Raw genomic sequence first — 25,277 nt, 5'->3', positions numbered from 1 at the left:
CTTTTCTTTGACGAGGTGACAACGTCCCATGCCGCCGACCGTTCCTTACCCTGATCGCACCTGCGCGTGAGCGGCGGACATTTACTTGTATGGAAGTATGGAATAGACCTATGCATGGAGGAGACATGTCCCAGACCACGACCATCGCACGCCCCGCCTCGACCGCGCAGCAGGTGCATGACTGGCTGCACCAGCGTATCATCCAGGGCGACCTCCTGCCCGGCGCGCGGCTGTCGGAAACCGAGATCGCCGACCAGATCGGCCTGTCGCGCCAACCCGTGCGCGAGGCCTTTATCCGGCTGGCCAGCGACGGGCTGGCCGAGGTGCGGCCGCAGCGCGGGACCTATATCGGCAAGATCTCGGTCAGCGCCGTCCTGTCGGCGCGGCTGATCCGCGAGGCAGTGGAAAGCGACCTTGCGGCAATGGTGGCGGGGTCCGGGGCCGATCTGGCGGCCATGCGCGCTGAACTGGTCCTGCAGGACCAGGCCAACGCCGCGGGCGACGTGGCGGGCTTCATCGCCTCCGACGACCGCTTTCACCGCGCCATGGCGCTGGCCGCGGGCCAAGCCGCGGTCTGGAACGACCTAGAGCGGCTCAAGTCGCAGATGAACCGTTTGCGGCACCTGTCGATGCGGGTCTTCGACCGCAGCGCCACCATCGCCCAGCATCGCGCAATCCTGACGGTTCTGGAACAGGGTGACGCGGCGGCCGCGCAGGCCGCCATGCGCACCCACCTGCGCCAGATGCTGGCCGAACTGCCGCAGATCGCCGCGGCGCATCCCGATTATTTCACCGAATGAAGGCATGTGGATGCGCGTTCTGCGCCCGTGCCGGAAAGGAAAGCCCATGACCCATATCCTGTCCATCGGCGAAGCCATGGTCGAACTGTCCCAGGCCGACCAGCCGCAGCTGTGGCGCCTTGGCATTGCCGGCGACACGCTGAACACCGCCTGGTATCTGCGCCGGCTGCTGGGTCAGACATTCACTGTCGCCTATCTGACGCGCGTGGGCATGGGCAATTTCTCGCAGCAGATGCTGGATTTCCTGGCGGCCGAAGGGATCGACACCACCCATGTGGCCCGCGATCCCGACCGCGAGATCGGCCTTTACGCCATCAGCCTGCAGGCAGGAGAGCGCAGCTTTTCCTATTGGCGCGACAGTTCGGCGGCCCGGCGGCTGGCGGATGATCGCGATGCGCTGGACGCGGCACTGGCCGGCTGCGGCATGGCCTATCTGTCGGGGATCACCCTTGCCATCCTGCCGCCGGAGGGGCGCGTCAGGCTGCTGGCGGCCTTGGCCGCCGCCCGCGCCGCCGGCACCACGGTGGTCTTCGATCCGAACCTACGCCCGCGGCTTTGGCCAGATCTGGGGACGATGCGCCACAGCATCCAGGATGCCGCCGCCCTGGCCGACCTGATCCTGCCCAGTTTCGATGACGAGGCCACCCATTTCGGCGACACAGACCCGCAGGCGACCATCGACCGCTATCTGGGCTGCGGGGCCGCGCATGTGGTCGTCAAGAACGGCGGAGGCCCGATGTGGTTCGGCGGTGCGGCCGGCCACGGCGCCGTAACCGACCTGGCGCCTGAAACGCCGGTGGACACGACAGCGGCGGGCGACAGCTTCAATGCCGGCTATCTTGCGGCCTGGCTGGAGAGCGGCGATTGCGACAGAGCGATCCGCGCCGGTCACGCGCTGAGCCGTCAGGTCATCCGCCACCGGGGCGCGCTGGTGCCGGAAGCCGTTTCGCAGCGCGCCTGATTGGTCGCGGAACAAAGGGGGGCCGTTGCCCCCCTTTTGCCCTCAGACCACCGCGCCGATCTGCCAGGGCAGGAACTCATTGTCGCCCAGTCCCAGATCCTCGCTTTTCGTGGCCTCGCCCGACGCCACGCGCAGGATCAGGTCCACGATCTGCCGGCCCTTTTCCTCCAGCGTGACGCCGGACATGATGTCGCCGCAGTTCATGTCCATGTCATCGCGCATGGCGGCATAGAGCCGGTCATTCGTCGCCAGCTTGATCGTCGGCGCAGGCTTCGACCCGAAGGCCGAGCCGCGGCCGGTGGTGAACACGATCAGCTGTGCCCCGCCCGCGATCTGCCCCGTGGCAGAGACCGGATCATAGCCCGGCGTGTCCATGAAGTTCAGGCCCGGTTCCGTGATTGGTTCCCCGTATTCCAGCACCGCCTTCAGGGGCGTCGCGCCCGCCTTGGCCACAGCCCCCAATGATTTCTCCAGGATCGTGGTCAAGCCGCCCGCCTTGTTGCCGGGGCTGGGGTTGTTGTCCAGCGAGGCGCCGTTCCGGGCGGTATAATCCTCCCACCAGCGCAGCCGTTCCAGCAGCCTGTCGGCCAGGTCGGGCCGGGCCGCGCGATCCAGCAGCAGGCGTTCGGCGCCATAGATCTCGGGCGTTTCGGACAAAACGACCGAGGCCCCCTGCGCAGCCAGGATGTCGCTGGCGACGCCAAGCGCCGGGTTCGCGGTGATCCCCGAAAACCCGTCCGATCCGCCGCATTGCAACCCGATCCTCAGGGCAGCGGCGGGTGCCGGGGCGCGCGTGGCGGCATTCACCTGCGGCAGCATCTGGCGCACCCGGGCCTTGATCGCCTCGATCGTCGTCCGCGTGCCGCCATTGTCTTGGATGGTCAGGCCGTGAAAGCGCGCGGCCTCGCCCAGTTCCTGCTTCATCCGGGCGATCTGCATGACCTCGCAGCCAAGGCCCACGAACAGCGCCGCCCCCACGTTGGGATGGCCCGCATGGCCCGTCAGCACACGTTGCAGGGCCTGCCAGCCCGGACCGCTGTCGGCCATGCCGCAGCCGGTGCCATGAGCAAAGGCCACGACCCCGTCCACGTTCGGAAAGGGCACCAGCGCGCCCTCGATCCGTAGTTCTTCGGCCGCGCGACGGATCACCGTGGCCGAACAGTTGACCGTCGCGACCAGCGCGATGAAGTTGCGCGTGCCCACCTGCCCGCCCGCGCGGTGATAGCCTTGGAAGGACAGCGCATCGCCGCGATGCCGCTCCAGCGCCGCTTCGGCCGCTGGCAGCGCCGAGCCGGGCCGATAGTCCCGCTCATGCGCGCCAAAGGCGCAGTTGTGGCTGTGGACATGATCGCCCGCAGCGATGGGGGCCGTCGCATAGCCGATGGTCTGGCCATACTTGATGACCGCCGCCCCCTGCGCAATGTCCGCCCGCGCGACCTTGTGGCCCGCGGGTGCCACGCCCTTTTCGGTCAGGATCGCCACGTTGTCGGCGGCGTTCAAAACCAGCGGCTCAGACATCGGCGGCCATGGCGCGGGCGCCCCGGGCAGTCAGCCCTTCCAGCGCGGCGGTCAGATCGGCGGCAAAGCCCGCATCCTCCCGCAGGCTTGCAGGGAACACCTCGGTCAGGGCCAGGAAGCCCGCCACGGTCTGCGCCGGATCATCGCGCCACAGCGCGACAAGCCGCGCGGCCAGCGGGTCCTTGACCTCGATCGCGGCCCCCTTCTCGTCACGACCCGAGGTATAGCGCATCCAGGCCGCCACGGCCAAGGTCAGGCCGGGAACCGCACGACCGGCCGCACGGCTTTCGGCAATCGTGCCCAGGATGCGCTGCGGCAGCTTCTGGCTGCCATCCATGGCGATCTGCCAGGTGCGGTGCCGGATGGCCGGGTTGGCATAGCGCGCCGCCAAGGCATCGGCATAGGCGCCCAGATCCTCGCCGGGGGGCGGGGTCAGGGCCGGGATGATCTCGGACCGCCACAGCGTCTTCACGAAGCTGGCGAAGACCGGATCGGCCACCGTCTCCGAGATGGTTTCATGCCCCGCCAGGTAGCCCAGATAGGCCAGCGAGGAATGGGTGCCGTTCAGCATCCGCAGCTTCATGTGCTCGAAAGGTGTCACATCCTCGACCAGCTGGACCCCCACCTTCCCCAGATCGGGGCGGGCGCCGTTGACGAAACTGTCCTCGACCACCCACTGGCGGAAGGGTTCATGCATGACCGGCGCCTCGTCGCGATGCCCGCTCAGCTCGGCCAGCCGGTCCAGGTCGGCGGCCGTGGTCGCCGGCACGATCCGGTCGACCATGGTCGACGGAAACGCCCCCTCGGTCTCGATCCAGCGCGCCAGGTCCGGGTCGATCAGGCGGGCCAGGTCCAGCACGACGCCGCGGACCACATGGCCGTTTTCCGGCAGGTTGTCGCAGCACAGGACGGTGAAGGGACGCAGGCCCGCATCCCGCCGTGCCGCCAGCGCCCGAACCAAAAAGCCCGGCGCGGATTTCGGCAGCGGGTTCTCCAGATCATGCCGGATGTCCGGGTGATCCGTGTTCAGCCGGCCGGTCGAGGGTTCGTGGCAATACCCCTTTTCGGTCACGGTCAGGCTGACGATCCTGACGCCGGGCGCCGCCATGGCATCCAAAACGGCCTGCGGGTTCTCGGGTGCGACCAGGACGTCGCGCAGCACGGTCACGACCTGCGGGGTCTCGCCCTGCGGCCCCAGTTCCAGTGCGGTATAGGCCCAGCCCTGCGGCTTCAGCTTGTCGCGCGTGCCGGGCGATTGCAGCGAGACGCCGACGATGCCCCAGTCGCCGCCCGAGGCCGCCATGGCTTCGGCAACATAGATCGCGCCATGGGCGCGGAAAAAGGCGCCAAGACCCAGATGCACGATGCCGGCAGGTGCGCCCGAAGGCGCGCGGTTCAATCTATCGGGCAAGCCAGCCTCCATCGACGTTCAAGACGGCGCCGTTGACATAATCCGACGCCGGGGCGGCCAGGAACACGGCCGTCTGGCCGATATCTTCCGGCCGTCCCCAGCGGCCTGCCGGGATCCGCTCCAGGATCGCCTTGGACCGGTCTGGATCGGCGCGCAGGGCCTCGGTGTTGTTGGTCTCGATATAGCCGGGCGCGATGGCGTTGACGTTCAGCCCCTTCGCCGCCCATTCATTGGCCATCAGCTTGGTCAATCCCGCCACGCCATGTTTCGACGCGGTATAGGAGGGCACGCGGATGCCGCCTTGAAAGGACAGCAGGGACGCGATGTTGACGATCTTGCCTCTGCCGCGCGGCAGGGCGGCGCGGGCAAAGGCCTGGCAGGTGAAGAACAGCGCCTTGAGGTTGACGTCCATCACCTCGTCCCAATCGGCCTCGGTGAAATCGACGGCGTCGTCGCGGCGGATGATGCCCGCATTGTTGACCAGGATGTCGATCTGCTGGTCGGCAAAGACATCGCGCGCGGCCATGGGATCGGCAAAGTCCAGCGTCAGGCTGCGCCCGCCACCCATCAGCGCCAGCGTCTCGTCGCAATCGCGCCGTCCGCTGGCAATGACCTTGGCCCCCGCCTGCGACAGCGCGACGGCGATGGCCTGGCCGATGCCGGTATTGGCACCGGTCACCAGCGCGGTGCGGCCTTCCAGGGAAAAGGCGGTCAACGCAGGTCCTCCGGCTGGATGAAGTCCATGTCGGTGTAATCGACATTGTCCCCGGCCATCGCCCAGATGAAGGTATAGCTGCCGATGCCCGCGCCCGAATGGATCGACCAGGTGGGCGACAGGACCGCCTGTTCATTGGCCACGAACAGGTGCCGCGTCTCCTGCGGCTCGCCCATCAGGTGCAGGACGCGCGCTTCCGGCGCCATGCCGTGATACAGATAGGCCTCCATGCGGCGGTCGTGGACATGGCTGGGGATGGTGTTCCAGACCGACCCGTCCTCCAGCGAGGTATAGCCCAGCACCAGCTGGCAGCTTTCCATGACCAGCGGGTGGATGAACTGCTTGATGGTGCGCTTGTTCGAGGTCTCGATCGCGCCCATCTTGACCTCCTTGGCCTCCGCCACCGTCACCAGCCGGTGCGGCAGCGCGCGATGCGCGGGGGCCGAGGTGATGTAGAACCGCCCCTGCCCCGAGAACGTCACAGCACCCGCGCCCATGCCCAGATAGAGGACGTCGCCATTGGCCATGTTCCAGGCTTCGCCCGCGGCCTCGACCCGGCCGTCGCCGCCGATGTTGACGATGCCCATCTCGCGGCGGTCCAGGAACGAGGGGGTCTTGGTCTCGGCGATCTGGTCCAGGGTCAGGGGGGCCCCGTCCGGCACGGCGCCGCCCACGACAAAGCGGTCGTAATGGGTATAGGCCAGGCGGATCTCACCTTCGACGAACAATCCCTCGACCAGGAAATGCTGGCGCAGCTGGGCGGTGTCCATGCCCTTGGCGTGGTCCGGGTGGATCGCGTGGCGGGTTTCGACATGGGTCATGGAAGGTCCTTTCACAGAAAATCGTCGCGGCGCGGCGTGAAGCTGTCGATCAGCACCCCGCCTTCAAGACAGAGGCACCCGTGCCGGGCACCCGAGGGGATGATGAACGCGTCGCCGGGGCCGATCTCGAATTCGCGTTCATCGATGGTAAAGCGGTAGCGGCCCGACTGGACGAAGGTCGACTGCACATGCGGATGGTCGTGCAGCGCCCCCCGGTCGCCTTGGGCAAAGTCGAAGCGGACGACCATCAGGTCGGGCGAATGGGCCAGGACGGTCCGGACAGGATCACTCATCGAAACACCGAAGGCAGCCAGAGGGAGAGGGCCGGGACATAGGTCACCAGCATCAGCGTCAGGAAGGCCGCGCCATAGAAGGGCCAGATCGTGCGCATGGCCTGCCAGATGCTGATGCGGCCCACCGCGCAGCCCACGAACAGCACCGCGCCGACCGGCGGCGTGCAGAGACCGATCCCCAGGTTCAGGATCAGGATGACCCCGAAATGCACCGGGTCGACGCCGAAGGCGGTGGCCACCGGCAGAAAGATCGGCGTGGTGATCACGATCAGCGGCGACATGTCCATGAAGGTGCCCAGCACCAGCAGGATCAGGTTCATCAAGAGCAGGATGACCAGCGGGTTGTCCGACACGCTCTGCAGCATCTCGACCAGCTGGGTCGGCACGCGCAGATAGGCCAGCAGCCAGCCAAAGCAGGCGGCGGTGCCGATCACCAGCAGCACCATCGCGGTGGTGCGGACGGCGCCCTTGGTGGCCTCGACGAATTCGGACCAGGGCAGGCTGCGATAGACCAGCGCGGTGATCAGCAGCGCATAGACGACCGCGATGTTGCTGCTTTCAGAGGCGGTGAAGATGCCGGACCGGACGCCGCCAAAGATGATGGCGATCAGGATCAGTCCCGGCAGGGCCGAGACGAACAGCACGCCCAGCATCCGCAGGCCGGGAAACGGCTCGGTCGGATAGCCCTTCTTGCGGGCGACCCACCAGCTGGCCCCCATCAGCATCAGCGCCAGCAGAAGGCCCGGGATGATGCCTGCGGTGAACAGGTCGGCGATGGACAGCCGGCCGCCGGCCGCGATGGAATAGATGATCATGTTGTGGCTGGGCGGGATCATCAGCGCGATGATCGAGCTGACCACGGTGATGTTGACGGCATAGTCGACGTCATAGCCGCGCGCCTTCATCTGCGGGACCATCAGGCCGCCGACCGCGCTGGCATCCGCCGCCGCAGATCCGGAGACGCCGCCGAACATCAGGCTGGCCATGATGTTCACCTGCCCCAGGCCGCCGCGCATATGCCCGACCATTGCGCCCGCCAGCGCCACCAGGCGCCGGGCGATGTCGCCGCGCACCATCAGGTCGCCGGCGAAGATGAAGAACGGGATGGCCATCAGCGCAAAGACCGAGATGCCGCTGTTCAGCCGCTGGAACACCACCACCGGCGGCAGGCCCAGATATAGGACGGTGAAGAAGCTGGCCGCGCCCAGGCAAAAGGCGACCGGCGTGCCGATCAGCAAAAGCCCGGCAAAGCTGCCGAAAAGGATCCAGTATTCCAAGGGCCTACCTCCTGCCCGTCGGCGCGTCATGCGCCTTGATCACGGCTTCGGCCCGGGGGCCCTCGGCCTGTCCGTCGACCTCGGCATCGGCCGCGTCATCCATGTCGCCAAAGCGCATCGTGCGCAGCCCCGCCGCGCGGCGCAGAATGCGCTCGACCGAGAAGAGGATCAGCAGCAGCCCGCCCGCGATCAGCGGCGCGAAATCCCACAGCCGAGAGATCCCGAGGCCCGGCACCACGCCGGTCGCGGCGCGCGCGGCAAGCTGCCAGCCGAACCACGCCATCCCGGCGCCGAAGGCCGTGACGACCAGGTCGGACATGCTGTGAAACCAGGGCCGCCAGCTGGGAGGCACCACCATCAGCCCGACGTCGAAGGACAGGTGATAGCCCTCCTTGACGCCCACGGCGGCGCCCAGGAAGATGAACCACCCCATCAGCATGACGGCCGCGGGTTCGGCCCAGAACAGGCTGGTGCCGATGACATAGCGGTAGAAGACCTGGGCAAAGACAAAGGCGGTCATCAGGACCAGCCCGGCGCCGGCGATCCACAGCCCGGCCTGCGCCACGGCGCCGGTTGCCCGCGACAGCGCGATCAGAACGTTGCGCATGATGCGCCCCCAAATGGAAAAGGCCGCCCGCGGGATGCGGGCGACCGGTTGGTCACTCGGTCGCCTGGATGCGCTCGACCAGGTCCTTGGCCTCGGGCGTGGTCACGTATTTCTCGTAGACCGGGGCCATCGCCTCGATGAAGGGGGTCTTGTCGATGTCGCGGATGATCTCGGCGCCGCCAGCGACGACCTTCTCCTCGGAGGCACGCTCCTGCTCGGCCCACAGCTCGCGCTGCACGGTGGCCGAATTGCGGGCGGCCTCGCGCAGGATCTGCTGATCCTCGGGCGACAGCTTGTCCCAGCTGGCCTTGGACATCGCCACCAGTTCGGGCACCATCAGGTGCTCGTCCAGGGTGAAATACTTGGCCACCTCGGCATGGCCCGAGCTGTCATAGCTGGGAAAGTTGTTCTCGGCCCCGTCGATGACACCGGTCTGGATCGAGGAATAGACCTCGCCATAGGGCATCGGCGTGGCATTGGCGCCGAGCGCGTCCATCATGTCGACGAAGACGTCGTTCTGCATGACGCGGAACTTCATGCCTTCCAGGTCGGCGATCGACTGGATCGGCTTTTGCGAGTTGTAGAAGCTGCGCGAGCCGCCGTCGTAATAGGCCAGCGCCACCAGGTCGCGCTCCTCGAAGGCGGCGCCGATCTCTTCGCCGATCGGACCGTCCATGACGTTGTGCATATGGTCGACCGACTTGAACAGGTAGGGCAGCGACATCAGCTGCGTTACCGGAACAATGTCGTTGAACGAGCCGAAGCTGGCGCGGACCATGTCAATCACGCCGAACTGGGTCTGCTCGATCGTGTCCTTTTCCTCGCCCAACTGGGACGAGGGGAACACCTCGATGCAGATGCGGCCGTCGGTCTTTTCCTTGACCTCTTCGGCCATGGCCTTGACGCCCTCGACGGTGGGATATCCCTCCGGATGGGTGTCGGACGAGCGCAGCGTCACCTCGCAGGCGCCCGCAAGGCTGGCCGAGGCCAGCAGCCCGGCCAGTGTTGTCATCAGGAACTTCATGTTATCCTCCCAAATACGAAGTTCAGAGCTTGTAGGCCCGTTTTGCCAGGCCATAGGTCAGGTCACGCGCCACCTCGGGTGCCTCGTCTTCCGCGAGGCGACCCGTTGCGACCAGCGTGGCCAGATAGGAACAGTCCACCCGCCGCGCGACATCGTGGCGCGCGGGGATCGAACAGAAGGCGCGGGTGTCGTCGTTGAACCCGACCGTGTTGTAGAAGCCCGCCGTTTCTGTCGTCATCTCGCGGAAGCGACGCATCCCCTCGGCGCTGTCGTGGAACCACCAGGGCGGCCCCAGCCGCAGGCAGGGCCAGACACCGGCCAAGGGCGCCAGCTCGCGGGAATAGGACGTCTCGTCCAGCGTGAACAGGATCACCGTCAGGCGCGGGTCCATGCCCACCGCGTTCAGCAGCGGGCGCAGCGCGGTGACGTAATCGGTGCGGCCCGGGATGTCGAAGCCCTTGTCGCGGCCGTGGATCGACATCACCTGGTCGGAATGGTTCCTGCGCGACCCCGGATGGATCTGCATGACCAGCCCGTCCTCCAGGCTCATCCGCGCCATCTCGGTCAGCATGTGGCCGCGGAAGGCATCGGCCTCATCGGCCGTGCAGGTGCCGGTCAGCGCCTTCTGGAACAGTGCCGCCGCCTCGGCCTGGGGCAGGTCCTCGGTCCGGGCGCTGGCATGGCCATGATCGCTGGAGGTCGCGCCGGCTTCGATGAAGAAGGCCCGCCGCGCCCGATGCGCGTCCAGGTATCCGGCCCAGGTCGTCGTGTCAAAGCCGGTCTGCCGGCCCATCAGCGCGACATTGTCGGCAAAGCCGGACATCTCGGGGTCGATCACGCCGTCGGGACGATAGGCGGTGATCACCCGGCCCTGCCAGCCACTGTCGCGGATCATCTTGTGCCAGCGCAGGTCGTCGGTCGCGGCCTCGGTCGTGGCGATGGCCTCGATGTTGAACCGCTCGAACAGCGCGCGGGGGCGGAATTCGGGGCGCGCCAGGCAATCGGCGATATGGTCGTAATACCAGTCCGCCGTCTCCGGCGACAGGCGTCGGTCGATGCCAAAGACATGCTGAAAACTGTGGTCCAGCCACAGCCGCGACGGCGTGCCCCGCAGCAGGTGATAATGCTGGGCGAACAGGCGCCAGATCTTGCGCCCGTCGGTTTCCACAGGGCCGCCATCGACGCGCGGGACGCCCAGGTCGGTCAGCGGGACGCCCTGCGAACAGAGCATGCGGAAGACGTAATGATCCGGCGTCACGAACAGCTGGGCAGGATCGGGAAAGGCCTCGTTCTCGGCAAACCAGCGGGGGTCCGTATGGCCGTGCGGGCTGAGGATCGGCAGGTCCTTCACCGCGTCGTAAAGACCCCGCGCCAGCTCACGGGCCCGGCCTTCCAGTGGAAACAGTCGATCTTCTGCCAGCAGTGCCACGTGTCCTCCTCCGACTCGCTTGCCATAAGGCTGATCCTCTAATATGCTAGTTTACGAGACCGGTCAACACGGAGCTGCCGCGATGACGCCCACCCTGATCCAGACGCTGCCGTCGCTGGAGGAGGCGCGTCCGCGAACCATCACCGACCAGATTTTCGAGGCGCTTTATGCGCGTGTCGTGAACCTGACGCTGCCCCCCGGCGCCAAGCTGTCCGAAGCCGAGGTCGCCGCCCAGATGGGCGTGTCACGACAGCCGGTGCGCGACGCCTTTTACCGGCTGTCGCAGCTGGGCTTCATCCAGATCCGCCCGCAGCGGGCAACGACCGTCACGCCGATTTCGGAAGAGGCCGTGATGCAGGCCTATTTCATCCGCACCGCGCTGGAGGAGGCGACGATGCGCGCGGCGGCCCTGCGCCTGTCCGAGGTTGACCTGGACCGGCTGGACCAGCTGATCGACCGGCAGGAGGCCGCGATCAAGGCCGACCGGCGGGCCGAGTTCCACGCGCTGGACGACCAGTTCCACCACGACATCTGCCGTTCGGCGGGGCTGGAATTCGTCTGGACGCTGGTCAAGGACAACAAGGGCCACATGGACCGCGCGCGCTATCTGTCGCTGTCCTACGGCGCCTCGACCGCCTTCGTCGAGCATCGGGAGATCTTGGCCGCGCTGCGCGCCCGCGATCCCAAGGGCGCGGCCGTCGCCATCCGCAACCATCTGAGCCATATCGAGCAGATCATCGCCCGGCTGCGCATCGACCAGCCCGAAGTCTTCGGCACCCCCGCCCCCGAGGCACGCGCCTAGCCGTCTTGGGACATGCCCCCACCGGGGCGCGCGGCCATCACGATGCGCGCCAGGGTCGCGGGCAGGATCGGCTTGTTCAGCAGATCGGCCGACAGGTCGCGGGCCTGCCGCTGCAGCTGGTCCGATCGTGTGGCCGTCATCAGGCAGCGCAGCGTCGACGCCGGCAGCAGCCGCTCCATCGCGGCCAGGCAGCTCAGCCCGTCCATGCCCGTCCCCAGCTGATAGTCGACCAGGCACAGTTCGGGCTCGACCCCGGTCTCCTCCAGCAGCGCCAGCGCCTCCTCGGCCGAGGCGACGTCCAGCACGTTGACACCCCACTGCTCCAGCAGCTGCGACAGGGCCTGGGTCATCTCGGCATCGTTCTCGACGATCAGCGCCGTCAGTTCCAGCGGCGCCTCCTGGGCCGAGGGCGCCGGGGCCAGCGCCAGGCCCCGCTCGGACGGCCGCGCCCGCGTGGTCGTCAGCGCCACGGAAAAGGTCGATCCGCGGCCCGGCGCGGATCGCAGGTCCAGCCGGTGCCCCAGAAGCGCGGCGGCCCGGTCCACGATCGCCAGGCCCAGCCCCAGCCCCTCGGCCGCCGAGGCCTTGGCATCCAGGCGCTTGAATTCGGCGAAGATCACCTGGTGGTCGGGGGCGGCGATGCCCCGGCCGCTGTCGCGCACCTGCACCACCAGACCCGAGGGCCGCATCCGCGCCGCCACCATCACCCGGCCCCGATCGGTATAGCGGATCGCGTTCGAGATCAGGTTCTGCAGGATGCGCCGCAGATAGATCCGGTCCGACAGGACCGTGGCCTGCACCGGCCGCACGACCAGCTGCAGGCCCTTGCGCTCGGCCAGGGGTGCGAATTCCTCGCGCAGCTGCTCGAAGATCGGGCCCAGTTGCACCGGCTCGATCGTCAGGGCCGCCTGCCCCGCCTCCAGCCGGGAAATGTCCAGCAGCGCGCCCAGAAGGCCGCTCACCGAATCCAGCGATCGCTGGACCTTTTCCAGCTTGGCCCGCGGCCCCGCCTCGGCCACGTCCTCCAGCAGCGAACCGACGAACAGCGTCGCCGCCGACAGGGGCTGCATCAGGTCATGCCCCACCGCCGCCACGAACCGCACGCGCGAGGCATTGGCCCGTTCGGCGCTGGCCAGCGCATCCTCCAGCTGCAGGGTGCGGCCCAGGACGCGCGCCTCCAGCGTCTCGTTGGCGCGGCGGATCGCCTGCAGGGCCTGGCGGTGTTCGGTGATGTCGTTGATGGACATGACAAAGCCGCCGTCGGGGATCTCCTGCGCAAAAATCGCAAAGCTGCGATGCCCGCCCTCGTCCCGCGCCTCGACCGTATAGCTGGTCTTGCGGCGCACCGACCGCACCCAGTCCGCCAGCAGGTTCGCCCCCTGCCCGGCCGGAAAGTCGAAGCGGGCCCTGATCTGCTGCCACAGCTTGTCGAAATGCAGCCCCGGCCGCAGGCGGGTGCGCGGCAGGGCCAGCATCTCGGCCAGATTGGTGTTCCAGCCCAGAAGCTGCAGCCGCCCGTCGAAGATGCAGACCCCCAGGGGAACATGGTCCAGCGTCGCCTGCAGGATCGCGGCCTGGTCTTCCAGCATCCGGCCCCGCTCCTCGCGCTCGTGCCGGATCAGGTCGGTCACCTCGGTCTGCAGGATGGCGGTGCCGCCGTCGCCGGTGCGCTGTTCCGACACCTGCACGAAGCGGCCGTCCGCCATGCCCTGGGTCAGGATGAAGTGCCGCTCTTGGTGGCGGCGGCGGCGCATCGCGATCCAGCCGTCGCGGGTCATCCCCTCGGGCAGGACCAGGTGGCGCGAACCGGCGGCCAGCGTCAGGTAATCCTCGAAGCTCAGGCCGGGGCGCAGGCCCTGGACGATGTCGGGCAGCAGCGCGTTGAAGCGCGAATTGCACAGCACCAGCACGTCATCGGCGTCGAACAGCGCGAACCCCTCCTGCACCGCCTCGATGGCCGAGGCGAGGTTCTGCCGCGCGACATCCTTCTGGCGATGGGCCTCCTCCAGCCGCGCGTTCGAGGCGTTCAGCAGGTCCAGCGCATGTTCCAGGTCGCGGGTGCGGGCGCGCACCTCATCCTCCAGCACGGCGGCCCGCTGGAACTGGGCATAGCCCTGGCCATTGTCGTCGGCGGGCTCCTCGATATGGCGGATCAGCGATTGGGCGATGCGGATCAGCTTGTCCTGCCGGCGCTGCGCGTCGTCATCGGGCGACAGCATGGCCACGATGTCGGCGGCCGGGTCCGCAGGCTCGGTCACGCTGGCATCCCCGGATCGTAGAAGGCGACGCCGGTCAGGGTCTGGTTCACATGCATCGTCCCGAATTGTTCGCCATAGGTGGAAAAACCGGTGACCTGCGCCTCGGCCAGCAGGCGCGAGACCTCGGCCGTCTGCTGACGGCTCTCGGCCTCCATCCGGCGGAAGATGCAGTCAAAGCCCAGGACCATCCGCGGCGTTCCGCCGGTCCGCAGCTGCGCCAGCGAAGTGGCCAGGTCGGGGACCAGCCGGCTTTCCGCCGACAGCGTCAGCACCATCCCCTCGGCCACGGCGCCGAAGAAGGTCAGCGACCCATCGGCGCCCGCATGCTGGATCGACCGGACATGGTGCCGCCCGCCCGCGCGCACCATCACCGGGCGCGTCGCGAAGAGTTCCGGCCCCAAGCTGTCGACCGGCATCCCCAGCAGCCGCGCATATTCCGCCGCCGCGGGTTCGTCGTTGATGTCCAGCACCGCGCGGCGGGCTGGATCGGCGCGCGTCACCACCATCTGCACGCGCGACGGACGGCATCCGCTGAAGGAAAAGGTCCGGAGCGGCAGGCGGCTGCGCAACAGGCACAGGACGGCGGCACGGCTGCGGACATGCTGATGCAGGAAGACCTGCGTCTGCACGAACTGCCGGTCATCCCCGGCCGACCCGCCGATGATCGGCACCGGTCCCAGGCCCCCGGCCAGCGAGGCGATCAGATGCTCCTCGCGTCCCGAGAGGCCGTCGACCAGCAGGATCCCCAGCTCATGCGGCAGGCATTCGGCCTTGTGCTGCAGCGACTGGCGGGCGCGCTGCAGCCGCGCGATGACCGACCGGCTGTCGATGGTGTCGACGGGATCGATCAGCACCGTCTCGACCGCGAAACTGCTGGCGGGAAAGGCCAAGGCGACGACCTGCCCCTCGGCATAGCCCGTCTCGGCGATCTCTCCGGCGGTGGTGCATCCGGCGATGACGGCGCGGTCGAACAGCTCATGCGCGCGGCGCAGCAGCGCGGCCGGCACCCCGCCCGCCCCGCAAAAAAGAAGGATCAGCGCATGGGGACCCGGCCCCAGGGCCGATGCCAGCCGCCCCACCGGGTCGCCCCCGTCCAGCGGCGCCGAGGCCCGGCGCGGTGCATCCGCAGCCTGATCCGGCGGCACCAGGACCGGGCTAGGCTGCTCCTCCGACATCTGCGATCTGTCCCGTCATCTTGGCGTCACGCGCCATCAGCACTGCCTGCGTCCGCGAGGACACGCCCATCTTGCGCATGATCGCCGTTACATGCGCCTTGACCGTGGTCTCGGCGATCGACAACTCGTGCGCGATCTGCTTATTCATGCGGCCTTCGCAGATGAGATCAAGGATTTTCGCCTGCTGCCGGGTCAGTTGCGACAGGCGGCGGATGGCGGCGTCCGGCCCGTTCGGCGACAGGGCCGCGAATTCCTCCTCGGCGGGCAGGTCGGGGGCATAGACCTCGCCGGCGGCCAGCGCCTGGAAGGCGGCGCGAAAGATCTCGCGCCGCGAATGCTTGGGAACGAACCCCGCCGCCCCGGCCGCCAGCGAGGCGCGGATCACCCGCGTCTCGTTGACCGAGGTGACCAGCAGGATCGGCACCGTGGGCGCGATCCGGCGCAGCGCGATCAGCCCCTCCAGCCCGTCCACATCGGGCAGGTTCAGGTCCAGCAGGATCACGTCGAAGGGCCAGCCGCTGTCCAGATAGCTGGCCGCCTGCCCCAGGCTTTCGGCATGGGTCACCGTCTGGATGCCCGAGACCGACTGCAGCGTCATGGCCAGCGCATCCCCGAACAGCGGGTGATCCTCGACGATCAGCGCCGTGCGGAAGCCGGAGGCTCCGTCGGCATCGGTGGGGAATTGACGGTCTGCCATCGCGTGTCCTTCGGGAAATCAGCCGGGGCCATGTTACGCCCGATCGGGGCCACAACGGCGCGGAAAATGCGCCGTCCGGTCCGGGTGCGGACCGCGGCGCACCTGGCGCCGCGGTCCCGCGTCTTCGGTGCCCTACTTGGCGGCCAGCTGGGCGGGCAGCTTGAACGTCCAGACCATGCCGCCCTGGTTCAGATAGTTGACCTTCTTGGCCACCTCGCCGCCCCACAGCGGCACCGCACCGCCCCAGCCGGAGACGATGGACACGTACTGCTCGCCGTCCTGTTCCCAGGTGACGGGCTGGCCCACGATCCCCGAGCCGGTCTGGAACGACCACAGCTCCTCGCCGGTCGTGTCGTCCAGCGCCAGGAACTGGCCTTCGGGCGTGCCCAGGAAGACCAGCCCGCCGGCCGTGGTCATCACGCCGCCCCAGAGCGGCGCCTCGTTCTTGTATTCCCACTTGATCTCGCCGGTATCGGGGTCCAGCGCCTTGAGCGAGCCGATATAGTCGTCGAACAGCGGCTTGATGGTGAAGCCCGCGCCCAGATAGGCCGCGCCCTTCTTGTAGCTGATCGGCTCGTTCCAGATATCCATGCCCCATTCGTTCGAGGGCACATAGAACAGGCCGGTGTTCTGGCTGAAGGCCATCGGCATCCAGTTCTTGCCACCCAGGAAGGACGGGACGGCAAAGACCTGCTGGCCCTTGCCACCTTCGGCGGATTCGTTGATCGGGCCGGGGCGGTTCTCCTCGTTGTAGATCGGGCGTCCGGTCTCGTCGATGTCCGAGGCCCAGCTGATCTCCTTGACGAAGGGATGCGCGTCTACAAAGGCGCCGTCCTCGCGGTTCAGCACATAGAAGAACCCGTTGCGGTCGGCGGTGCCGAAGCGCTTGTTGCCCTCGCGGTCAGTATAGCTGACGACCTCGTTCACGCCGTCGAAATCCCATCCCTCGCGGGGGGTCGACTGAAAGTGCCACTTGATCTCGCCCGTGGCCGGATCGATCCCCAGACGCGAGGCCGCGTAAAGGTTGTCGCCGGCATTCCCCTCGACAGGCGCGCCCGCGTTGCGCAGGTGGCTGTTCCAGGGCGCCGGGTTGCCGGTGCCGAAGATCAGCGTGTCGGTGTCGGCGTCATAGGAGCCGCCCAACCAGGTCGCCCCGCCGCCGGTCTTCCACATGTCGCCCGGCCAGCTGGCGTTCAGCGTGCCGGTCATGGTGCTTTCCTGGCCGTTCAGCGTGCCCATGTGGCCTTCGATCACCGGGCGCGTCCAGACGGTCTCGCCGGTTTCGGCGTCGCGCGCCTGAACCTCGCCCACGATGCCGAATTCGCCGCCCGAATTGCCGGTGATGACCAGCCCGTTCACGATCAGCGGCGCCGCGGTATAGGAATAGCCTTCCTTGTAGTCGGCGATCTTCTTGTTCCACTTGACGTCGCCGGTCTTGAGGTCCAGCGCCACGATCCGCGCGTCCAGCGTGCCGAAATAGATGTTGTCGCCATAGATGGCACCGCCGCGGTTCACCACGTCGCAGCAGGGCAGGATGCCTTCGGGCAGGCGGGCGTCGTATTGCCAGACCTCGCGCCCGGTCTTCAGGTCGATCGCATAAAGGCGCGAATAGGACCCGGTGACATACATCATCCCGTCATGGATCAGCGGCTGGCTTTCCTGGCCGCGCTGCTTTTCGCCCCCGAACGAAAAGGCCCAGGCCGGGACCAGGTTCTTGACGTTGTCGCGGTTCAGCGTCGTCAGCGGGCTGAACCGCTGCAGGTCGCGGCCCATGCCGTTGGTCAGCACATTCTCTGCCGACTGCTGGTCGTTGGCCAGGTCCTCTTCGGTCACGGCGGCCGCGGCGGCCGTTGCCAGGCCGGTCATCGCCAGGCCCGTCATCGCCATGACCGTGGCAAGCACGAATCTGTTCATGTGTCTCTCCTCCGCTCTCTTGTCGGCCACCGCGTCCGATCGGACCGAAGGCGTCAGGCCCGAGTATGCGCGGGGCGTCAGGGGCGTATATTGTCCATTGGTCGAATGGGACGGCGCCTGGAGGGCCGCGATCAGAACATCGGCTGATAGCGCCATTCATCGGCATCCGGCGTCACCGCACGCGGGTCATAGTCCGCCGCCTGCAGGTCGGCGGCGATGCCCAAGCCGTCGCGCGCGGCCTCGTCGATCAGGCGGCGGCCGTGTTCTGCATCAGCCGCGACGCCATGACCGCGCAGCAGGTCCAGCCCGTGGTTGAACTTGCCCACCGGGTCGCCAGCCTCGGCGGCGCGGCGGTCCCAGTCTGCGGCGCGTCCGGAATCGCGCGGGGCACCCAGGCCGTTCTCGTCCAGCTGGCTCATCCAGGTCATGGCGCCGGTCCAGCCGTCCTCGGCGCAGCGTTCGAACAGCTGCCGGGCCGGGCCGTGGCGGCCGCTTTTGGTGATGAAATAGCCCGAGGCGCAGGCGGTCATCGAGGTTTCGCCGCGCTCCACGTCGCGGATCACCCGCTCCCAGGTCAGTTCCTCGGGGTTCAGCTCCCCCTGCCCTTCGTCGGCAGGCTGCGCGGCCGCGGGCAGCGCCCACAGGACGGCGGCGGCCAGCAGGGCCGCGTTTCGGATGGACGACATGACCGGCCCCTTGTTCTGGCAATGGCGCGCCAGTCTAGCACGGAGGCCCCGCGCCACCTAGCGGCGGCGGATTCGACCATGGTCGTATTTCGCCCGCCGCCCCCATTCCCCACCCTGCCCCGCAGGAGGAGAGCATATGCTGAAGACTGCTGCCGGGGCGGCCGGGTTCGTCCTGCTGGCCATGGCCGCCACCGCCGAGGAGGTGCGCATCGACCTGATCGAACGCCGGGTGACGCCGGCCCCCATCCTGTCGAACCTGTTCGCGCCCCCCGAGGACCTGGGGGTCGCAGGCGCCCGGCTGGGGGTGGCGGACATCGGCACGACCGGGCGGTTCATGGGCGACAGCTTCCGGCTGGAGGAAACGCGCGTGGCCCCCGACGACGCCTTCCTGCCTGCGGTCCGGGCGCGGCTGGCGGAGGGCGCGCGGCTGCTGGTCGTCAAGGCGCCGGTCGCGGATCTGCTGGCGCTGGCCGACCTGCCCGAGGCGCGGGACGCGGTGATCTTCAACATTGCCCTGCCGGATGACGACCTGCGTGGTGCGGACTGCCGCGCCAACCTGCTGCACACCACCCCCAGCCTGGCCATGCGCGCGGATGCGCTGGCCCAGTTCGCGCTGAAGAAGCGCTGGACCGATCTGGTGCTGATCCAGGGCCCCCACCCCGAAGACCAGGTCTTTGCCCAGGCCCTGCGGCAGTCGCTGACCAAATTCGGGCTGGCGCTGAAGGCCGAAAAGCCCTGGACTTTTGATGCCGACATGCGCCGCGTCGCGGCCGAGGAAATCCCCGCCTTCACCCAGGACCTGCCCGATCACGACCTGCTGCTGATCGCCGACGAACGCGGCGATTACGGCCGCTACATCGCCTACAACACCTGGTCGCCCCGTCCCGTCGCCGGGTCGGAAGGCATCATGCCCAAGGGCTGGTCGGGCGTGGTCGAAAACTGGGGGGCGGCGCAGCTGCAGGACCGCTTCCGCGACCTGGCCGCGCGCGAGATGGAGCCCGTGGACTTTGGCGCCTGGGCTGCCGTCGCCGCCATCGGAGAGGGTGTCACCCGGACCCGCACGGCCGATCCCGCACGGCTGCGCGACTTCATGCTGTCGCCCGATTTCCGCCTGGCGGGTTTTCTGGGCACGCCGCTGTCCTTCCGCCCCTGGGACGGCCAGATGCGCCAGCCCGTGCCCCTCGTCACCGAACGCGCGGTCATCGGCACGGCCCCGCTGGAGGGCTTCCTGCACGAACATTCGGAACTGGACACGCTTGGCCAGGACCTGCCCGACACGACCTGCACCGCATTCGGAGACGCACGATGATCCGCCGCCTTCTGCTGGCCTCGGCCGCTACCCTGGCCCTGACGGGCGCCGCCACTGCCGACGAGATCTGGGTCACGAACGAACTGGACGACACCGTCAGCGTGATCGACGTGGACAGCGGCACGGTCAAGGCGACCTATCCGACCGGCCAGCGCCCGCGGGGCATCACCTTTTCGCGCGACCACAGCGTGCTTTACATCTGCGCCTCGGATTCGAATGCGGTGCAGGTGATGGATCCCGACACCGGGGAAATCCTGCACGACCTGCCGTCAGGCGCCGACCCCGAGCAGTTCGTGATCTCGCCCGACGACCGGCTGCTCTACATCGCGAACGAGGATGACGCGATCACCACCGTCGTCGACACGCAGAGCCGCAAGGTCGTGGCCCAGATCGACGTGGGGATCGAGCCCGAGGGCATGGGCATCTCGCCCGACGGGCGGTTGCAGATCACCACCTCGGAAACCACCAACATGGCACATTGGATCGACACCGGGACGCATCAGGTGGTCGCCAACACGCTGGTCGATTCCCGCCCCCGCCATGCCGAGTTCAGCCCCGACGGCCGCGAACTCTGGGTCAGCTCCGAAGTCGGCGGCACCGTCACGGTCTTCGATGTCGAAACCCGGGCTGAGTTGGCCAAGATCCGGTTCCAGTTGCCGAATGTGCGGCCCGAACAGCTGCAGCCGGTGGGCATGGTCTTTTCGCCCGATGCACGGCGCATCTTCGTAGCGCTCGGCCCCGCCGACCATATCGCGGTCGTCGACGCCGCCAGCCGCGAGGTCACCGACTATATCCTGGTCGGCCGGCGCGTCTGGCACATGGCGCTGTCGCCGGACGGGACCCGGCTTTTCACCACGAACGGCGTGTCGGGGGACGTGACGATCATCGACGTGGCCTCGCTGACGGCCGAACGTACGGTCAAGGTCGGGCGCTTTCCCTGGGGGGCCGCCGCGCGGCCGATGCCGTGACCGCCCGCATCGACCAAGGTCGAATTGCCGCAGCTGCAGCATCGACCCTAACTGGACCCCAAGCGCGTCAGGGCAAGTGAGGAGACCCCAATGCCGACCAAGTTCCACAAGTCCCTGCGGGGCATCGCCATCGCGGCCTGCATCGCTGTCCCGGCCCAGATCCTGGCCCATGGCGATGTCGCCCCCCAGGCCGTCAACACCGACGCCCTGCCCGAGGTGGGCGAGGAATGGCTGACCGAGAACCCCTATCGCGCCGAGGCCGCCGGGGACGAGGTCTGGCGGGCCGCCGTCCGGATCGGCGACAGCGGCTACAACCAGAACTGCGCGCGTTGCCACGGCTTGGGCGCGGTTTCGGGCGGGCTGGCCCCGGACCTGCGCTTTCTGGAGGCCGAGGAATATGGCGACGAGTGGTTCATCGAACGCTTTCGCCACGGTTACACCCAGGACGGCACGACCAAGATGCCGGCCTTTGGCGACATCCTGGGCCAGAAGGCGGCCTGGGCGATCCGCACCTATGTCGAGACCCGGCCCGAGGATGGCGCGCTGGACGACCACGCCGCCCGCCTGCACGAGATCCGCGACAGCCTGGCCGCGGGCGATGGCGACGCATCCGCGGTCACGGCCGAGTTGACCGAGATCGCCGGCACGGTTGCGACCGCTTCGGGGGCGCCGGTGGCCGACAGCGTGGTGTCGCGCGCCGCGGCCTCGCTGACCGCCGCCCCGGAGGACCAGAAGACCGCGGCCGAGATCCTGACGGTCGGCCTTTCGGCCACGCATTGAGGGCAGAGGCCATGCGGCGCCGCCTGGCGGCTTGTCTGACCGCACTGGGGCTGGCCATCGCCGGCCCCGTCCTTGCCGCCTGCGAGGATTATGTCCCGCAGGCCCGGCCCCAGAACACCCCGCCCGAAGATGTCGGCCGCAGCCTGGACCGGATCGTCGAGGAGGGCTGGATCGAGGTCGCGCTCTATGAGGATTTCCCGCCCTGGTCCTTTGACGACCACGGCACGCCGCGCGGCATCGACGTGGACCTGGCGCGGCTGATCGGGAACGAGCTGGGGGTCGAGACGCGCATCCGCCTGGTCCAGCCGGGCGAAACGCTGGACCAGGACATGCTGAACTATGTCTATCGGGGCGCGGCCGTGGGCGGGCATGTGTCGAACCTGTTCATGCATGCGCCCTATGACGTGGATTACGCCTGCCGCATGGACCAGGTCGTCTTCACCGGCATCTATGCCGAGGAGCGCCTGGCCATCGCCTATCGCAGCGCCGAATACCCGGACAAGGCGCCGGTGCCGGCCTATTTCCGCTATGACACGGTGGGCGTCGAAAACGACTCGATCTCGGACTTCTTCCTGACCTCGCTGATCGGGGCGGCGGGGGACAAGGTCCGGCGGTTTCACACGACGGCGCTGGCGATGGGGGCGCTGGCGGCGGGCGAGGTCATGGCCGTGATGGGCCCACGGGCGCAGCTGGAATACGGCGCCGCGGACGGGATCGCCATCCACGAGCCGCCCTTTCTGGGGCTTGAGCGCAGCAGCTGGACGGTCGGCCTTGCGCTGTCGAACCAGCACCGGCCGCTGGCCTATGGCGTGGACGACATCATCGGCCGGGCGATCAAGGACGGCCGAATGCAGCAGATCTTTGACGGCTATGGCGTCACTTTCCTGCCGGGCCAGCGCTAGGCCCGGTCACAGCGTCGTCAGGTCGCCCCCGAAATCGACCAGCCGGACGGCCCGCAGGTCCAGCGCCCGGGCCGCCCCTTCGATCTGCGGCCGGTCCATCAGCACGAAGGCGGTCGATGCGGCATCCGCCAGCGCGGCGCTGTCGGCCTCGACCGAGACGGTGGACCAGCGGGGCGGCTGACCCTGCGGCCCCATGATATGGCCCCGTCCATCCGCCAGGATCATCGCTGCGGGGGAGGAGGTGGCCACCGCCCGCCCCGCCCGCAGGGTGAGCCGGCCCAGGACGCCCGCCTGCGGGTCGGCCAGTTCCAGCCGGAACTCCCCGTCCAGGGCCCGCGCCTCGCCCATGTCGACCAGGACCTCGCCCAGACCCCGCCCCGCCAGCAGTGCCGCGACCCGGTCCGTGGCAATGCCTTGGGCGATCCCGTTCAGCGTCAGCGCCTGCCCCGATGCCAACCGCAGCTGGGAGCCCTGTTGCCGCAACCCGCCAAAGGGGCGGAGCGCGACCGGCGCCGCGCCTTGGGCCCGCTGCCGCCAAAGGACCTGCACGCCGGGGTCGAACAGACCGCCCGTGGCCCGATGCACCCGCCAGGCCAAGTCCAGCGCATCCGTCATGGCGGCCGAGGCCATCCCCTGCCCATTCCGGTTCAGCCGCGTCAGCTCGGACTCCTGATAAAGGGAGAAGACATCTTCGATGGCCTCGACCTCGGCCCGGACTTGGGCCAGCAGCGCGTCCGATGCGTCGCCGCCTCGGATCAGGATACGCGCCTCGGCGCCCAAGGCGTGTCCCTGCCATTCGGCGGCCCGCGCCCATCGGGGTGCCAGTGCCGCGCCGGCCAGGATGGTCAGGACCCGCCGCCGCCCGATCATGCCGTCCTCCGGCTGGCGCGGGCCCTAAGGATCAGCGGAACGCATTGCGCCGGATCGTCGTGGATCGTCACGCAATCCAGGCATTGGAAGCATTCGGAATAGCGGATCTGCCCCTGGGGCGCGATCGCGTCATAGCGGCAGCGGACGCGGCACAATTGGCACGGGCTGCCGCATTCCGTCCGGCGCGGGATCCAGCGCCGCAGCCGCAGCAGGTCCCCCGCCCGCATCAGCGCCCCCAGGGGGCACAGCGACCGGCAGAAGCCCTTGAACCAGACCATCGACAGCAGCAGCCAGCCGATGGCCCAGACCGCATAGGGCCAGGGGCGCAGGAAATGCATGGTCACGGCCGTCTTGAAGGGCTCGATCTCGGCCAGCGTCTCGACCCGGTCGGGCGCCAGGAAGACGGTCGCGATCAGCGCCGCCAGCGCCGCGGGCCCGGACCACAGCAGCGCCCGCCCGACCCTGCGCGACGGCCGCCATTGCGGCAGCCCCAAGCGCCGCCCCGCGTGATGGGCGAATTCCTGCATCGCGCCATAGGGGCAGAGCCAGCCGCAAAAGAGCCCCCGCCCCCAGAGCACGAGGCCCATGATCGCCACGGCCCAGATCAGCAGCGAAAACGGATCGTAAAGCAGCACTGACAGCCCGCCCCCCTGCATCGCCCCGCGCAGGACCGCCAGGGGCGTCACGATGGACAGCTGGCCCTGACCCCAAAACCCCACAAAGCCGATGACGACGGCCAGGATCGTCAGGCGGATCGCCGCGAAATGCCGGTGCCCTGCCAGCCAGCCCTGCCGCGACAGCAGCGCCAGCAGCAGCGCCAGGCCCCCGGCCAGCACGATCAGGTCGGCCCGGCGGTTGCGCAGCGCCTCGACCCAAGGGGCGGCCGGGGCGGGACCGGTGGCGGTCAGAAAGAACCGGGGCGGCAGGGCCATGGTCAGGGCAAAGTCGCGATGCCCGGTCTCGGGCTGGAACATGCCGTGCTGGCGTTCGGCCCGCAGCACCAGCTGCCAGTCGCGGGTCGGATCGAAGCCAAGCCGCCGGTCCAGGCGCAGCACCATGCGGGTCGCATCCTGCAGGTCGTCCGGCAGGTCCGGGTGCAGTTCGGCCAGCACATCGGCGTCCCGCAGCGCCAAGGGCAGGCCATCCTGCGTCGCCCCGATCAGGTCGGGCGCCGTGTTGCGTACGAAATCCGGCCCCACCAGACCATGCCGCCCGGCCTCGATCAGCAGGATCATCTCGTCATCGGGGGACAGCTGCGTCAGGCGGGAGATCTCGGCCAGGCTGCCGGGCGCCAGCACGGCGGCGGCGATGGCGGGCGGCCCCAGGTCGACCGCCCAGAGGTCCAGATAGGCGTCCTGGGGCGCGCCGGGATCGGGGTCGTCATCCGCCCAGAGGCTGCCGGAAAAGGCGTCGTCGACCTGGGCATTGGTCACGCGCAGATGCCGCGCCAGGCCCTGCGCGACCAGCGCCTTCCAGTCCAGCGCCTCGGCATGGTCCGGGTCGGGACGGGGCGGCGGCCCGGCCGTCAGACCCTGCATCCGTTCGCGCGCGACGGCCAGGGTCGCGGCCAGGATCGAATCATGGGCGATCCGCACGCTGGCTGTCGCCTTGGTCACGCCATCCAGATAGACCAGATCGCCCCCCTGCCCGCCGCCATAGGGGCTGCCCACGACCAGCGGCTGGTTGATGGAGCGACCGCGATACTGCGACAGGAACTGGCGCAGCGGCGCCTCGCCCAGGCCCGAGACGAAGATCGGCTCATTATGGGACAGCAGCCGCGTTTCGATGAAGATGCCCTCAAGGTCCAGCAGCACCAGGATGTTGATGGGCTGGCCGGAAAATCCCGGCAGCGGCGCCAGGGGGCCGGTCTCGAAGACATAGCCTGCCTCGCCCCCGCCGGAATTCAGCAGGCTCCAGACACCCTGGTCGTTCAGCGGCTGGCCCAAGGCATAGGGCGCACTGATCATGCCCTCCAGCGCCTCGCGCGACAGGGCCTCGGCGCGAAGGCCGACGGGGATCATGAGAAACAGCAGGATGAGCCAGCGCATGACGCCAGACTA

The 25,277-nt window shown here is 68.4% G+C and carries 23 protein-coding genes; 7 read left to right on the top strand and 16 right to left on the bottom strand.

Annotation, left to right across the window (positions count from 1 at the left end; translation table 11 throughout):
* The first annotated feature begins 125 nt into the window (after positions 1–125).
* Both ACZ2G3_RS04380 and ACZ2G3_RS04375 read left to right on the top strand, forming a co-directional pair.
* Positions 126–800 carry a GntR family transcriptional regulator gene (locus tag ACZ2G3_RS04380; RefSeq protein ID WP_470397892.1) on the top strand — a complete coding sequence of 225 codons (675 nt, stop codon included), beginning with the start codon at positions 126–128 and terminating at the stop codon, positions 798–800.
* A 46-nt stretch (positions 801–846) separates the two neighbouring features.
* Positions 847–1,761, top strand: a complete 915-nt coding sequence (locus ACZ2G3_RS04375) for a sugar kinase (RefSeq protein ID WP_470397891.1) — start codon at positions 847–849, stop codon at positions 1,759–1,761.
* A 42-nt stretch (positions 1,762–1,803) separates the two neighbouring features.
* Here ACZ2G3_RS04375 and ACZ2G3_RS04370 read toward each other — a convergent pair whose 3' ends face one another.
* The 9 genes from ACZ2G3_RS04370 to uxaC are packed head-to-tail and all read right to left on the bottom strand — an operon-like array spanning position 1,804 to position 10,856.
* Positions 1,804–3,279, bottom strand: coding sequence for a UxaA family hydrolase (locus ACZ2G3_RS04370; protein ID WP_470397890.1), 1,476 nt, complete (start codon positions 3,277–3,279; stop codon positions 1,804–1,806).
* Positions 3,272–4,678, bottom strand: coding sequence for a mannitol dehydrogenase family protein (locus tag ACZ2G3_RS04365; RefSeq protein WP_470399048.1), 1,407 nt, complete (start codon positions 4,676–4,678; stop codon positions 3,272–3,274). The genes ACZ2G3_RS04370 and ACZ2G3_RS04365 overlap by 8 nt, the downstream gene beginning before the upstream one ends.
* 1 nt (position 4,679) lies before the next feature.
* Positions 4,680–5,405: a 2-dehydro-3-deoxy-D-gluconate 5-dehydrogenase KduD gene (gene kduD / locus ACZ2G3_RS04360; protein ID WP_470397888.1), complete on the bottom strand. Its 726-nt coding sequence runs from the start codon at positions 5,403–5,405 to the stop codon at positions 4,680–4,682.
* Positions 5,402–6,226 carry a 5-dehydro-4-deoxy-D-glucuronate isomerase gene (kduI, locus tag ACZ2G3_RS04355; protein WP_470397886.1) on the bottom strand — a complete coding sequence of 275 codons (825 nt, stop codon included), beginning with the start codon at positions 6,224–6,226 and terminating at the stop codon, positions 5,402–5,404. Before kduI ends, kduD begins: the two co-directional genes overlap by 4 nt.
* A gap of 11 nt (positions 6,227–6,237) precedes the next feature.
* Positions 6,238–6,519: a cupin domain-containing protein gene (locus ACZ2G3_RS04350; RefSeq protein WP_419268876.1), complete on the bottom strand. Its 282-nt coding sequence runs from the start codon at positions 6,517–6,519 to the stop codon at positions 6,238–6,240.
* Positions 6,516–7,796: a TRAP transporter large permease gene (locus tag ACZ2G3_RS04345; protein ID WP_419268877.1), complete on the bottom strand. Its 1,281-nt coding sequence runs from the start codon at positions 7,794–7,796 to the stop codon at positions 6,516–6,518. The genes ACZ2G3_RS04350 and ACZ2G3_RS04345 overlap by 4 nt, the downstream gene beginning before the upstream one ends.
* Positions 7,797–7,800: 4 nt before the next feature.
* Positions 7,801–8,403 carry a TRAP transporter small permease gene (locus ACZ2G3_RS04340; RefSeq protein WP_419268879.1) on the bottom strand — a complete coding sequence of 201 codons (603 nt, stop codon included), beginning with the start codon at positions 8,401–8,403 and terminating at the stop codon, positions 7,801–7,803.
* A 52-nt stretch (positions 8,404–8,455) separates the two neighbouring features.
* Entirely contained in the window at positions 8,456–9,427 is a 972-nt protein-coding gene (locus tag ACZ2G3_RS04335) for a TRAP transporter substrate-binding protein (RefSeq protein ID WP_419268881.1), read from the bottom strand.
* 22 nt (positions 9,428–9,449) lie between these two features.
* On the bottom strand, positions 9,450–10,856 hold the full coding sequence (gene uxaC, locus ACZ2G3_RS04330) for a glucuronate isomerase (protein WP_470397883.1): 1,407 nt from the start codon (positions 10,854–10,856) through the stop codon (positions 9,450–9,452).
* 82 nt (positions 10,857–10,938) lie between these two features.
* Here uxaC and ACZ2G3_RS04325 point away from each other — a divergent pair, with 82 nt between their 5' ends.
* Positions 10,939–11,658 carry a GntR family transcriptional regulator gene (locus tag ACZ2G3_RS04325; protein ID WP_470397882.1) on the top strand — a complete coding sequence of 240 codons (720 nt, stop codon included), beginning with the start codon at positions 10,939–10,941 and terminating at the stop codon, positions 11,656–11,658.
* Here ACZ2G3_RS04325 and ACZ2G3_RS04320 read toward each other — a convergent pair.
* The 5 genes from ACZ2G3_RS04320 to ACZ2G3_RS04300 form a co-directional block, all read right to left on the bottom strand.
* Positions 11,655–13,916 carry a PAS-domain containing protein gene (locus tag ACZ2G3_RS04320; protein ID WP_470397881.1) on the bottom strand — a complete coding sequence of 754 codons (2,262 nt, stop codon included), beginning with the start codon at positions 13,914–13,916 and terminating at the stop codon, positions 11,655–11,657. The genes ACZ2G3_RS04325 and ACZ2G3_RS04320 overlap by 4 nt on opposite strands.
* Positions 13,913–15,091 (bottom strand): FIST N-terminal domain-containing protein, encoded by a 1,179-nt coding sequence (locus ACZ2G3_RS04315; protein ID WP_470397880.1) that lies wholly within the window; start codon positions 15,089–15,091, stop codon positions 13,913–13,915. Before ACZ2G3_RS04315 ends, ACZ2G3_RS04320 begins: the two co-directional genes overlap by 4 nt.
* Positions 15,072–15,788 carry a response regulator gene (locus ACZ2G3_RS04310; protein WP_470397878.1) on the bottom strand — a complete coding sequence of 239 codons (717 nt, stop codon included), beginning with the start codon at positions 15,786–15,788 and terminating at the stop codon, positions 15,072–15,074. Before ACZ2G3_RS04310 ends, ACZ2G3_RS04315 begins: the two co-directional genes overlap by 20 nt.
* A 132-nt stretch (positions 15,789–15,920) precedes the next feature.
* A complete protein-coding gene (locus ACZ2G3_RS04305; protein WP_419268889.1) occupies positions 15,921–17,702 on the bottom strand; it encodes a PQQ-dependent methanol/ethanol family dehydrogenase in 1,782 nt (593 codons plus the stop codon).
* 131 nt (positions 17,703–17,833) lie between these two features.
* A complete protein-coding gene (locus ACZ2G3_RS04300; RefSeq protein WP_470397876.1) occupies positions 17,834–18,388 on the bottom strand; it encodes a tetratricopeptide repeat protein in 555 nt (184 codons plus the stop codon).
* 136 nt (positions 18,389–18,524) lie between these two features.
* Between ACZ2G3_RS04300 and ACZ2G3_RS04295 the strand changes: the two genes are divergently transcribed.
* From ACZ2G3_RS04295 to ACZ2G3_RS04280, 4 genes are all read left to right on the top strand, one after another.
* On the top strand, positions 18,525–19,697 hold the full coding sequence (locus ACZ2G3_RS04295; protein WP_470397874.1) for an ABC transporter substrate-binding protein: 1,173 nt from the start codon (positions 18,525–18,527) through the stop codon (positions 19,695–19,697).
* Positions 19,694–20,665 (top strand): YVTN family beta-propeller repeat protein, encoded by a 972-nt coding sequence (locus ACZ2G3_RS04290; RefSeq protein WP_470397872.1) that lies wholly within the window; start codon positions 19,694–19,696, stop codon positions 20,663–20,665. Before ACZ2G3_RS04295 ends, ACZ2G3_RS04290 begins: the two co-directional genes overlap by 4 nt.
* A gap of 90 nt (positions 20,666–20,755) precedes the next feature.
* The gene (gene pedF / locus ACZ2G3_RS04285; protein ID WP_419268893.1) at positions 20,756–21,445 is read left to right on the top strand and encodes a cytochrome c-550 PedF; all 690 of its coding nucleotides are present in this window, start codon (positions 20,756–20,758) and stop codon (positions 21,443–21,445) included.
* 11 nt (positions 21,446–21,456) lie between these two features.
* Entirely contained in the window at positions 21,457–22,347 is an 891-nt protein-coding gene (locus ACZ2G3_RS04280) for a substrate-binding periplasmic protein (RefSeq protein ID WP_470397870.1), read from the top strand.
* Between the two features lie 6 nt (positions 22,348–22,353).
* On the opposite strand, the gene ACZ2G3_RS04275 is transcribed toward ACZ2G3_RS04280, so the two are convergent.
* Complete coding sequence (locus ACZ2G3_RS04275; RefSeq protein WP_470397868.1) at positions 22,354–23,217, bottom strand: FAD:protein FMN transferase; 864 nt, start codon at positions 23,215–23,217, stop codon at positions 22,354–22,356.
* Positions 23,214–25,265: a 4Fe-4S binding protein gene (locus tag ACZ2G3_RS04270; RefSeq protein ID WP_470397866.1), complete on the bottom strand. Its 2,052-nt coding sequence runs from the start codon at positions 25,263–25,265 to the stop codon at positions 23,214–23,216. Before ACZ2G3_RS04270 ends, ACZ2G3_RS04275 begins: the two co-directional genes overlap by 4 nt.
* Positions 25,266–25,277: the final 12 nt, after the last annotated feature.

This window comes from Paracoccus sp. KKT209 (assembly GCF_055635455.1).
This window is presented reverse-complemented; position numbering and strand designations above follow the sequence as displayed.